The organism is Roseateles sp. (assembly GCF_036404855.1).
Classification (GTDB): domain Bacteria; phylum Pseudomonadota; class Gammaproteobacteria; order Burkholderiales; family Burkholderiaceae_C; genus Pelomonas.
This window is the reverse complement of record NZ_DASWYS010000052.1, coordinates 1-11617: the sequence shown is the minus strand read 5'-3', so window position 1 is coordinate 11617 and position 11617 is coordinate 1. Positions and strand designations below refer to the sequence as shown.

Here is an 11617-nt window from a genome sequence, read left to right as displayed (position 1 = left end):
GGGGCCGTCAATCCCGTCTCTCCCCACGACTGAGGAAGTGTGCGTTTTGCAATGCCCCCAAGGCGCTGTTTAAGCCGTTCGGTCAGAGGGGGCGGCTGAGCGGCAGGCTGGGTTTGAACTTGGCGCAACGCGTGCTGAAGAAGCCTTTGACATTTCGCACGTTCGCGTCGCCCGTGAACAGGCGTTGCGTGAGGGACAGGTAGTCGGGCATGTCGGCGCAGCGCACGATCAGCACGAAGTCGGGTCCGGGGCTCACGCGGTAGCACTGCTGCACGCGCGGCTCGGCCACGGCACGGGCCTCGAAGGCGTCCAGCGCCTCGGCGCTCTGGCGCTCCAGGCTCAGCTCCACCACCACGGTGAGGCCGTGGCCCAGCAGCGGGGCGAGGCGGTCGGCGTCGAGCAGGGCCACTTCGCGCGCGATCAGCCCGCGCTCGCGCAGGCGCTTGACGCGGCGCAGGCAGGTGGGCGGGCTGAGGTGGGCGCGCTCGGCCAGGGCCTGGTTGCTCAGGGAGGCGTCCTCCTGCAGCAGCTCCAGCAGCCGCAGGTCGATGGCGTCTATATCCAAATGTTCCATTATTCGATTGTCGATGGAATAAAACGTCTTTCAATGACAATTGAGATAAAAATGGTCATCCTTGTGTGAATTTTGACCATTCATTTCACGCAAGGCTCACTAGCATTCGCCCACTTTCTTGTTCAGGAGCGATCACATGTGCGGCATCGTGGCGGGGGTTTCGGGGCGCGACATCGTGCCGGTGCTGGTTCAGGGCCTGCAGCGGCTGGAATACCGGGGTTATGACTCCTGCGGCGTGGCCGTGCACAACGACGGCCTCAGGCGCGCGCGCAGCACGGCGCGCGTGGCCGAACTTGCCCAGCAGGTGCAGAGCGAGCGCATCGCCAGCGGCACCGGCATCGCCCACACGCGCTGGGCCACGCACGGCGCGCCGGCGGTGCACAACGCGCACCCGCACTTCAGCCATGGCCCGGGCGCTCCCAGTGGCACGAACGGCGGCGCGGCCGGGCGCGTGGCGCTGGTGCACAACGGCATCATCGAAAACCACGACGAGCTGCGCGCCGCGCTGCAGGCCAAGGGCTACGTGTTCGAGAGCCAGACCGACACCGAGGTCATCGCCCACCTGATCGACTCGCTCTACGACGGCGACGTGTTCGCCGCGCTGGCCGCGGCCGTGGCGCAGCTGCACGGCGCCTACGCGCTGGCCGTGTTCCACAAGGACGAGCCGCACCGCGTGGTGGGCGCGCGCGCGGGCTCTCCGCTGGTGCTGGGCGTGGGCGCGAGCGGCGGCGAACACTTCCTGGCCAGCGACGCCATGGCGCTCGCCGGCGTGACGGACCAGATCGTTTACCTGGAAGAGGGCGACCTGGTGGACCTGCAGATGGGCCGCTACTGGGTCACCGACGCCGGGGGCCGCTCGCTCGACGCCACGCAGCGCCCCGTGCGCACCGTGCAGGCGCACAGCGGCGCGGCCGAGTTGGGCCCCTACCGCCACTACATGCAGAAGGAAATCTTCGAGCAACCGCGCGCCATCGCCGACACGCTGGAAGGCGTGGCCGGCGTCACGCCCGAGCTGTTCGGCGACGGCGCGCACCGCGTGTTCAAGAACGTGGACCGCGTGCTGATCCTGGCCTGCGGCACCAGCTACTACAGCGGCTGCACCGCCAAGTACTGGCTGGAGTCGATCGCCAAGATCCCCACGCAGGTGGAGGTGGCCAGCGAGTACCGCTACCGCACCAGCGTGCCCGATGCGCGCACCCTGGTCGTCACCATCAGCCAGAGCGGCGAGACCGCCGACACCCTGGCCGCGCTGCGCCACGCGCAAAGCCTGGGCATGCAGGAGACGCTGACCATCTGCAACGTGTCCACCAGTGCCATGGTGCGCGAGTGCAAGCTGGCCTACATCACGCGCGCGGGCGTCGAGATCGGCGTGGCCTCGCCCAAGGCCTTCACCACCCAGCTCGCGGGCCTGTTCCTGCTGACGCTGGCCCTGGCGCAGGTGCGTGGCCACCTGAGCGAGGCGGACGAGGCCGAGCACCTGAAGCGCATGCGCCACCTGCCGGTGGCCCTGCAGGCCGTGCTGGCGCTGGAGCCGCAGGTCATCAGCTGGGCCGAGGACTTCGCGCGCATGGACAACGCGCTGTTCCTGGGCCGCGGCCTGCACTACCCCATCGCGCTGGAGGGGGCACTCAAGCTGAAGGAGATCAGCTACATCCACGCCGAGGCCTACCCGGCCGGCGAACTCAAGCACGGCCCGCTGGCCCTGGTGACCGCGGCCATGCCGGTGGTGACCGTGGCGCCCAACGACACCTTGCTGGAGAAGCTCAAGAGCAACATGCAGGAGGTGCGCGCGCGTGGCGGCGTGCTCTACGTGCTGGCCGACGCCGACACGCGCATCGCCAGCAGCGAAGGTATTCACGTCATCCGCATGCCCGAGCACTATGGCGCGCTCTCGCCCATCCTGCACGTGGTGCCGCTGCAGCTGCTGGCGTACCACACGGCGCTGGCCAAGGGCACGGACGTCGACAAGCCGAGGAACCTGGCGAAGAGCGTGACGGTGGAGTGAGGCGCTGCGGATCGCGCATCGTGTTTCTGACAAATAAAGTCGAAAACAGCGAAATAGAGTCGAAAACAAAACAATAAAGTCGAAAACTACGGCAGCGACGCTGACATGGCCATCAACCTGAGTTCAGTCATTGACAGTTCTTCAGTTGGGGAGCTGTGCAGCGACTGCCGCTAGGCGCGTCTACACGTTGAACTCACGGTCTTGGCGTAAGAGCTGTCGTCCAAATGCTAGCCAATGGCAGCATACTGCTGAGAGCTTGCGCTATAGGGGTCGGGCATGCATTTAGGAATTGAGCAACACACAGGACTGGTCTTTGAAGGCACGGGGAACCCCGACATTCCCGCCATGCCGATGCCAACGGTGACGCATGCGAAGTTCATCGATACTGCAGACGATTGGAAGGCGCTCCCGAGTCCTTCGGAGGCTTTTGGTCTCGTGTTCCGAGAGGATTCGTATGACCCGGTAAGCCGAACGCGCAGAGGCCGCCTCTATCAGCAAACCAGCGGTGCTCAGCCTTCGAGGCTTATCGTTTCCGCCCACCCCCATGACCGCGGCTTGATTCCAGGCTACGACAAAGCAACCTACAAGTCGCTGTTCGTCTATACGTCTTGCTTCGAAATCCTACAGCGGCCGAACCAGGGCCAAGGTTCGGTTTTGGCGCTAGGGTCGTCGCGCGCAGCGTCAGCGTGGCGCGTCGTGCAAACGGAGGCGCTATACAGCGGCGCCGTGATGGTGACGCTTAAAGCGTTGTCAGCATTCAGCATCCTGCCTGAGCTCGACCTCAACAAGATCGACGAGCAGCTCCGACCTGCGGTCGCTCAGGCAATCGCGCGCGTCCTCGACTCCGCCTTCAAGGAGTCACCTGGCTCTGTCGTTGACAACTGCCGCGATGCCATGCAGGCGATTCTCTCCTCATGGCTTGCTCAGAGTGGCTCGCCCGACACGATCATTGGCAGGGAGCTTGCGCAAGTCTCTGCGACTATAGAGGGTGCACCCTATGAGCGAATCTGCGTGGGTCACCTGGGCAAGGTGTGCGCGAAGCTGCACAGCCGGAACAAGAGCAATGCGCAGCGCCAAAATGGTTATCGACCCATCATGGAAGAGGACGCCGAGCTCGCCATTCATGCTGTTGGCTTCGCAATCCGAGACCTTGAATGGGCGAAAGCCTAAAGCGGCCTGCAATTTCAACCTGCCCGCGCCTTGCGGCCTATTCAGTTCGAAGTCACTCCAGCCACCCGAGAGGCCGTGCAATCCTGGATCAAATTGGCCGGGTTGAAACAGAAGGCGCTCTCTTGCCCTGCTGCATGAACGAATCGCCGCACTTGGGGACTCGCCAGTATGAACAGATCCTCGGGCGGCAGGTCGACAACCTGGGGCTGGACCGCGCGGATTAGTCTTCGGCTTCGCAGCGGGTGTCGCCGGTCACATTCGGCCCGCGTACTCACGCTGTTGGCGCGAAGCCACCATTGGACGCGGCAACCGGTGCTGACCCGTCTGGCCGTGTTAAGGCGGTTAGCCTCGCCTCCCCTATTCCTTGAGCCACGACTTTTTGATCCCCTCGAAGTTGAGTTGCTTCCACTCTTCCTTCCAGAGCTGGTAGTACGGAATATCTGTCGACGAGGGTGGAGGATCGCAGCGCTGCACCTGGACCAACGATGGCATCACCACCGACTCACCGATCAGAAGCGCCTCGCCTGCACCCAGGGTCGGCAACTTGTCGCACAGGTTACCGAGGGTGTCAGGCAACAGGCGGGCGACGTAACTCTGGTCGCTCGGGTTGGTCAAGCGCATCGCCAGGAAATTGCTGCACTGGGAGAAGATCGTCTCGGAGATTTCTGACGGCCGCTGACTCGACAGAAGCAGCGTGACGCCGTACTTGCGCCCTTCCTTTGCAATGCGCTCGATCGAGAGCTTGGAAGCGCGAAAACGTACCAGGTCGCTGTTGGGCACGTACTTGTGAGCCTCCTCATAAACGAGCAGGAGCGGCGCGTCGGTATTGAACTGCTCTTTCGCCGCCGTGCGCATCACTTTGTAGTGATATCCATATTCGAAAAGGATCCGCGAGATCAGTGACACGGTGATGCTCAGGACCTCAAACGGAACGCCGCTCAAGTCGACGATCGTGACGTTGGACTTCGTATCGCCGTAGCCGATCAGGCTCATCAGAGTACCTTCCAGCGTGGCTGTATCCGCAGCCGGACCGAAGAGGAACTGCAGGCGGTCCTGCTCGACCTTGCCCTCGAACCGCGTGAAGAACTTGTCCAGTGTCTTGTCAGCGTAGCTCCCGCCCGTGATGCTTTGCGACTTGGTCGGATGAAAATCGAGTCGCTTAGAAAAGTAAAGATCCAAGCGCTGATCCGCCGTGAGCAGCAGCCCATGGCCACTATCAGTCTTGCCCTCAGTCAGCAACGCGTAGCTGCCGTCGTTCACCATGTACCGCGCCTCGTTCTTCGAGTTCACGGTTTCGTTCTTGATGTTGTACAGCGCGTTCAGCACTTCATGGATGTCGAACTTGAGAGGACTGTCGTAGAAGACGTTCTTCGCGCACTTGTTGTGGCGCTTCTTGTTCTCCGTGACCAAATGGCGAAACACTGCCGATTGGTTGTAGTTGTCGCGCTCGCCCGTATCCAGAAGCACCTCCTCCAGTTCTTCGCTGTTGAGCAGCCAGTAAGGCAAGGTCAGTGTGCTGGCATCCAGGAAGTTCGCGTCGGGGAATGCCGTCCGGTACTCGGAGTGGATGTCGAAGATGACGACGTGGGAGTTGTTCAGCGAGTAATCGCCGTCTTTCGCGCGCACTGCGGTCTGGATGATCTTGGCGATGGTGTGCGACTTGCCCGCGCCAGTGGAACCCACGACGGCAAGATGCTTGTTGAAGAACCGGTCCCCGTCGACGGGGACGGAGATCTTCTCGTTGGACACCAGCGCGCTGAATGCGAACTTCTTTGCCGGCTCAATCGAATCCTCGAAGATTTTCTTGATGTCTTCGTCCGTCGCCGGCGCCACGCCAGTGGGAGGGATGGTCAGCGTATCGCCGCCACGAATGAACTTGCCGTCAGCGATGATTCCCAGCGGCAAGGCCTCGATGAGGTGACGACGCTCGCCGCTGGCAGTTACTTCGATGCAGAAGTTCTCGATGATCGCGATGAGCGCGCATTCTTCGATATCGGTGATGCGCAGATATGAGCCCACCTTGAGGCTCTTATCGTTTGCGAATGCCGAGATGTTGCCAACCGAGATCTTCACCTTGTCCGGGAAGACAGCAATCACTTCGGCCTTGATGTCATTGGAATCGTTCATGCCTGCATGACCTCCTGAAGCAGATAGGCACTGTCACTCTTGATCGAATGGAGCCCTGTGCCCTTGGGCAGGAGGGCTGAGTCCAACGGCGAGCCTTGGTGAAAGTCGTAGACCTCGACGAGCGAGCCTTTGCAGGCAGCCATGGTCGGCGCTAGCTCGTGCTCATCGGGGACGAATTTGAGCGTCCAGAGTCTTTCTTTGGTGGGGCGCTCCGCCAGCATCTCGGGTGAGAAAGCCGAACCGTGGAAGGGATAGCCGTCAATGAAGGCCACGCCCTGCCTCCAAAGGCTCTCCTTGAGCTCAACCAACTGTTCGGGCGTCAGGCCTCGCAGCAGCACGTAGGGGCAAAACCGATCGGTAGCAGGCGTCCGCATATGCTCCGTGTGCGAGAACTTCCGCCCAAGCCCGGCGAGCATGCGACTGGCCTTGGCCACTTCGAACTCTTCGCCCATCTCGATCACGAAGAATCTCGAAGCCTGGGGCAGCTTAGTCGTGCGATGAGAGAAGTACTTTCGACGGACCATCCTCGCGAAGTACTCGCGCCCCATGTAATCCCTCAGCCAGGCGTTGAAGACCACCTCCTTGCGGTTGATTGCCTTCAAGAACTGCGCCTTGGTTACCTTTCGCTGCGCCACGTCCGCTTCGATTGCGAGTCCCTGAACGACGTTGATCGCCATCGGATAGAAGAAGATCCGCGCATCATCGCTGTTGCACCCGGAGATCTCGCGCACCATCAGTTTGATCAACGTCTCCTTCTGAGCGTCATAGGACGGCGCGCTCACGTTGATGTCCAGCAGCGCGAGAAAGTCGGCCAGCTGTTCGTCGGTGAGCACCAGTTCTTCGTGCACTTTGTGGACCTTCTTTTCCTTCGTGAAGGTAAGAAAGTGTTCCTTCACGAAGTCGCCCGTCAGGGGAAGCGTGAGCTTGTGCTGCCCGCTTTGGTAATAGCCGTGAAGCCGGTACCGGAACATTTGGTCTCTGGAGCAGCCCGCGGCATGGAAATGCCGCAGCATGTGCACGACCGCGTCCTTAATCACCGAGTGGTTGTACTCCGTGCCTTCGTAGTACTTGCACTGCACGAAGGCGCTCTCACCCGGATCATCCAGGTCTATGTCCTCCACGCCTTCGACCGTCACGCTGCCATGAGGGGACGCCTCGAGCAGACTCACGATCGTCTGGTCGAACTGGTAGAAGTAGCCTTTGATCGTCGCGATCGCGCTGCGGTCTTTCACTGTCTATCCTCGGGTGATGCTCAACGGCGGTCGGCCTCACGGCGTAGAGGGTTCGCCGCCGCCGTAGCCAGGCGCATGAGATAGCTCGCGTGCGGCAACGCCAAGGTCCTGCCAGGCGTGCGGGTGGCAGCTAAACACCAGGATCTGATGTCTTTGAGCGGCGTCGTAGAGCACCCGCTTCATCTGGCCCAGTCGATCTTTGTCGGTGTGAACCAGGGCGTCGTCTAGGATGAGCAACGTGGGCTTGCCAGCCTCTTGCAGAAGGTCCGCGTAGGCCAGCCGCGCGACGACACCCATCTGCTCCCGTGCCCCGACGCTGAGTTCCTCGAAATCACCGGTCTCCGCGCCGTTGGTGCCGACTCGGGTGATGCGTCCCGGTGATAGGTCATCACTCACCTCGATGCCCGCGCCCGGGAACAGGATCTGTAGGTAGTGGTTCAGGTGTCGCTGAAGTGGCGCGCGCAGGCGTCGTGCCAGCGCGGCGCGCTTCTCTGTGAGCAGCTTGAGAAGATGGCTCAGCGCCTTGGCCCGGCGTTCGAGCTCGGTGCACCGTCTCTCCATGTGGTCGAGCTCGCGCTGTTTGTCCGCGGCGGCCTCTTCCAGCCCCAAGGCGCCCTTGGCCTCCAGGTCCGCCTCCAACCGGATGATGTCGCTCCCGCGTTGGGCGTACGCGCTCTCAAGCTGCTTGGCGCTCCGCTCAAACCGCTCGACGTCCTGCTGCAGAAGTGCAACGTTGAGCGTGCGCAGTTGCTCGGCGAGTGCTTCCACACCTGCCCGCGCCGTGGTCTCGTTCGCAAGGGCATCGGTCAGGGCATGGCTGGCGTCCGCTTTCCTTTTGGCGCGAAGTGGGTCGGCCAGTGTCGCCTGGGCCGCTGCCAGCTCTTCGCTCGCGACGCTGAGCAGGGCCATCGCTTCGCTCACCGCGAGCTTGGAGTCGTTCAGCTGGGACGTCGCATCTTCCAGTATGACCTTCGCCGTGGATTCATCCGATTCCGCTTGCGACACGGATACGCCGGCAGTTTCAGCCCCGACAGGTTCCGTCAAGTTCTGCAGTGCTTGCTTCGCCTCCGTCAGCTTGGTCGACAGCGCCGCTATGTCCACCGCCAAGGCGGCCACCCCCTTCGGAGCGTGGGCCTCCAAGACGGATTTCGCCGCCTTGGCCTCCGCCGCGCGCTGCACGTGCTGGCGCTCACGCTCTTCCGCAGCCGCCAAGTTCGCCACACCCAGGCGCTGGAGCAGCTCCGCCAGGACTTTGCGCTGTTGATCACGATCCGCAATCAGGCTTTGAAGGCCCTCACCGCCCGGCAGCACCGTGATGCGCCCCACCCCCTCAATGTCGATGCCCGTGCGCTCCACCACGGTGAGGCGGTCGGTGGCATTCACCTGGACACCGGCGACCTGCACCTTCGCGCTGGGCTGGAGGCGGAACTCCAGCGCGGTTGATACCGCATCCAACCGAGCCTGCGCGGTGCGCAGGCTCTCCGTGACTTCGCGCAGGCGCTTGAGCTCCGCGCCGGGCATGGCGAGCGACAGCGTCTCGGCCTGCAAGCTTGTTAGCTCTTCCTGCTTGAGCTGCGCTTGGCGGTGACTCCGGCTCAGGGCTTGTACTTGGGCCGCGAGCTCGGTCACCGCCTTCTCCTGGGCCTGCCAGGTCGCCACTTGGCGCGCCGCTGCCAGTCGGTCGCGCGCCCTCATGCTCGCGTGTTCAGCCTGCGCATGGCGCGGCTCCCAGGCCTGGAGCTGACCGTTGGCCTGCGCCAGCTTGTCCTGCGCCGCCTCCAGCTTCTCCTCGCGCAGCTTCACCGCGTCGTCGTCGCGTGCCATGAGCTGCAGTTGTTGGCGCTGGGCGTCAACCTGCGCCGAAGCCTGCTTGAGCAGCAACTCTTGCGCGGTCCTCCGCTGGGCAAGCCCCAACGCGTCGGCCAGCTTGACCTGCGCTTGCTCAAGTTGCGCGCGCAGGGTCAGCCAGGGCCGAGCCTCGCCGTCTTGCCCATGATCAAGACGCAATGCCGCCAGCCGGTCCACGGCGATTCGGTACGCGTTAATCTCCACGCGCAATAACTGCAGCTCTTCGAGCAGCGCTGTGCGGCGCTTGATCGCTTCCCCGTATGCACCGCGCGGTGCCTCGGTGGACGGCGTCAGCAGCTGATTGCGCTCGGTCTCAACCGCCTTGATGACCTCATCGCCGCTTGTGGCCGCGAGTTCGCCAAGGGAGTCCCCCATCGCGTTGCGCAGATGATCGCTTGCGAACCCGACGACCTTGGCAATTTCATGCGACGTGCCCTGCTTAATCCAGAGCAACCCGGGGATACCCATGTGCTCGGGCGAGCTGGCGCCCTTTCCGGCGAAGCTGAAGCCCAGCAGCTCTCCCAGGTGATCCTCGGCCTCTGCTCCTTCCAGCGTCTTGCCATCGATGATGAGCTGGCATCGCTTCTTGCCCAGAAACGCCTTGCTCAGCCGAGCGGGTTTCCCGCCGAGTGCGAAAGCGATCTCCACAGACGGCGTGGCGGAGCTGTCGCTCCACGGACGCAAGCCACTGATCGCGCTCGACTTGTGCCGCTCGAAAAACGCGGCCCGGATGGCTTCGGCTACGGTGGACTTCCCCGACTCGTTCGGGGCGACGAACAGGTTCAGTCCGTCAGCGAAGTCGCACAACTCCAGCGGGGCCCGAAAGCGCTTGAAATTCTCGATTCGCACCCGCTTGAGCTTCATGCGCAGGCTCCTTTCGCTGGTGCTTGGTCGTCCAGGATCCGCGCCAGCGCTAGCAGCGCGTCACGCGCCAGTTCGGGCTCTGCGCTGGCTTGCTGCTCGCGCAGCTCCTGCAGGGCCTCGCCCACAAAGCCGTCGGCACGCAGCGTTTGAATATCTTCCTCGGTTGGCTCGAGCCTGAGCGCCTCAGCGTTCCACAGGATGGCCCGCGCCTTGGCGCGCGCCGCCCCGAGCGCGGCCGTCAGCTTGCGGTGTCCCGCCAGATTGCAGGTGCCGGACAGGCGCAAGTGAAGGACATCATTGCCACTCACTCCGTCTAACGCTTGCACCACTTCGTCGACGTCTGAATCGACGGCCATATGCTGCTCGAGCTGACGCCAGTTGAATTTTCCGGTGGGTACCGCTGTGACAATAGGCTCGAGTGACGTCGACTCTATGGCCACGAGCAGTGCCTGACCCGACTCGTTGGCTTTAAAGCGGTCCGATTCCGGCGTGCCGGCGTACCAGGTCTTGCTATCCACCTGCTTGGTGCCGTGCCAGTCTCCTAGCCCCAGGTAAGCCAGTCCCGCGCTCTGCGCCCGGCCCGCCGCGATCGGATTGGTCGAGTCCACGTCTGCGGGTAGGATGCCCTGCACACTGCCGTGCGCCAGACCGACTCGCGGCAGGTCGTCCGATGGAACGTGCGTCGCGAACCATTCGGTGAGGTCGGCATAGGTATGGCGCTGGGTCAGCGGTGCCGGCAGCAATGTGAACTTGCCTGCCACCACAAAGGGCCTTGGCTCTAGGCACACGATGACGTTGTCGGGGATTGCCCCCAAGCGATGTGCCCGGTTCCACACCGACTCCGCCAGCGCAGCATCGTGATTACCCGGGATCAGGACCCAGGTCCCGGTAAAGCCTTGCATGGCGTTGAACAGCCGCCGAATAGTCTTCTCGGCCACCGTCTGGGCGTCAAACACGTCGCCAGCGACCAGCACTGCGTCCACGCCTCTATCGGCCGCGATACTGGCCAGGCGCTCCACGGCAGCGAATCGTGCCTCAAATAGAGCGGCCGCGTCGTCGGTCTCAAACTGCGCGAACACTCGACCGATCTGCCAGTCGGCCGTATGCAAAAATGAGATCAAGTCATCCCCCTGATCGCTTGATTTGATGGAATTCCCTTGCAGCGGCGACTTGATGCGCCGTTCACCACCAGTCTAACGTTTTGAAACACTGCACGGCAGTGCACTGCTCGGACGAATCGCGAGAGGTTTCTCCGTTCGTTCGAGCACGAAATCAGGGGTTGTTTCGCGGCGTTGTGACCAATTTTTCAGCGGTCTGTTTGGTGTTACTGACGACCCGTTTTGGTCAACTACGGCCTTTCGGCCTCGAAGCGCAGGTGGCTGCACCCAGTCTCGAGCGGCCGATGCTCAACAACTCGCGCTGCGACCTCCTTGATATGGGATGAGATCCATAGGAACATAGGGCGCGCGCATGGCTCTTGCTCCCATGCCCCTCCCTGGCGACGGATCGTCGACCTGAGCTGCTATGGCCATGGAGCTTCTGCCATTCAATTCTGCGGTTCTTCCTTGGTTGACGGGCGAGACCCTGTTCAGCCTCTGCAGTCGGCATCATCGCCTCTGGGGATTTTCGAACTCATCCCAGTCTACGGAGATTCTTTTCGGTTCACCGAGGCGAGGGACGCAACATGACTTTCCCTGCGCGTTGGATGTGTTCGCGGATCGAACGCAAGGGCTTCTTGGTTCGGCGAACGAGATTGCCAGACAGCGTACTGTGCTGAAGTTCTACGCTCCGTTTCGA

At 62.5% G+C, this 11617-nt stretch carries 7 protein-coding genes; 2 read left to right on the top strand and 5 right to left on the bottom strand.

The window, feature by feature from the left end; genetic code table 11:
• Positions 1–82 precede the first annotated feature (82 nt).
• Entirely contained in the window at positions 83–574 is a 492-nt protein-coding gene (locus tag VGF12_RS03825) for an Lrp/AsnC family transcriptional regulator (RefSeq protein WP_331174719.1), read from the bottom strand.
• A gap of 136 nt (positions 575–710) precedes the next feature.
• Here VGF12_RS03825 and glmS point away from each other — a divergent pair, with 136 nt between their 5' ends.
• On the top strand, positions 711–2579 hold the full coding sequence (glmS, locus tag VGF12_RS03820) for a glutamine--fructose-6-phosphate transaminase (isomerizing) (protein WP_331174718.1): 1869 nt from the start codon (positions 711–713) through the stop codon (positions 2577–2579).
• A gap of 276 nt (positions 2580–2855) precedes the next feature.
• Complete coding sequence (locus VGF12_RS03815; RefSeq protein WP_147326200.1) at positions 2856–3749, top strand: hypothetical protein; 894 nt, start codon at positions 2856–2858, stop codon at positions 3747–3749.
• Between the two features lie 357 nt (positions 3750–4106).
• Here VGF12_RS03815 and herA read toward each other — a convergent pair whose 3' ends face one another.
• From herA to VGF12_RS03795, 4 genes are read right to left on the bottom strand one after another with little or no spacing between them, the layout of a single operon-like run.
• Positions 4107–5876, bottom strand: a complete 1770-nt coding sequence (gene herA / locus VGF12_RS03810) for an anti-phage-associated helicase HerA (protein WP_070401328.1) — start codon at positions 5874–5876, stop codon at positions 4107–4109.
• On the bottom strand, positions 5873–7108 hold the full coding sequence (locus VGF12_RS03805) for a DUF4297 family anti-phage-associated protein (protein ID WP_070401327.1): 1236 nt from the start codon (positions 7106–7108) through the stop codon (positions 5873–5875). Before VGF12_RS03805 ends, herA begins: the two co-directional genes overlap by 4 nt.
• Positions 7109–7144: 36 nt before the next feature.
• Positions 7145–9820, bottom strand: a complete 2676-nt coding sequence (locus VGF12_RS03800) for an AAA family ATPase (RefSeq protein ID WP_070401326.1) — start codon at positions 9818–9820, stop codon at positions 7145–7147.
• Complete coding sequence (locus VGF12_RS03795; protein WP_070401325.1) at positions 9817–10941, bottom strand: metallophosphoesterase family protein; 1125 nt, start codon at positions 10939–10941, stop codon at positions 9817–9819. Before VGF12_RS03795 ends, VGF12_RS03800 begins: the two co-directional genes overlap by 4 nt.
• Positions 10942–11617: the final 676 nt, after the last annotated feature.

What these genes read in the sequence shown, in the direction of transcription:
- glmS (WP_331174718.1), top strand. Translation starts at nt 711, where the DNA reads ATGTGCGGCATCGTGGCGGGGGTTTCGGGGCGCGACATCGTGCCGGTG.
- VGF12_RS03800 (WP_070401326.1), bottom strand. Translation starts at nt 9,820, where the DNA reads ATGAAGCTCAAGCGGGTGCGAATCGAGAATTTCAAGCGCTTTCGGGCC.
- VGF12_RS03815 (WP_147326200.1), top strand. Translation starts at nt 2,856, where the DNA reads ATGCATTTAGGAATTGAGCAACACACAGGACTGGTCTTTGAAGGCACG.
- VGF12_RS03825 (WP_331174719.1), bottom strand. Translation starts at nt 574, where the DNA reads ATGGAACATTTGGATATAGACGCCATCGACCTGCGGCTGCTGGAGCTG.
- herA (WP_070401328.1), bottom strand. Translation starts at nt 5,876, where the DNA reads ATGAACGATTCCAATGACATCAAGGCCGAAGTGATTGCTGTCTTCCCG.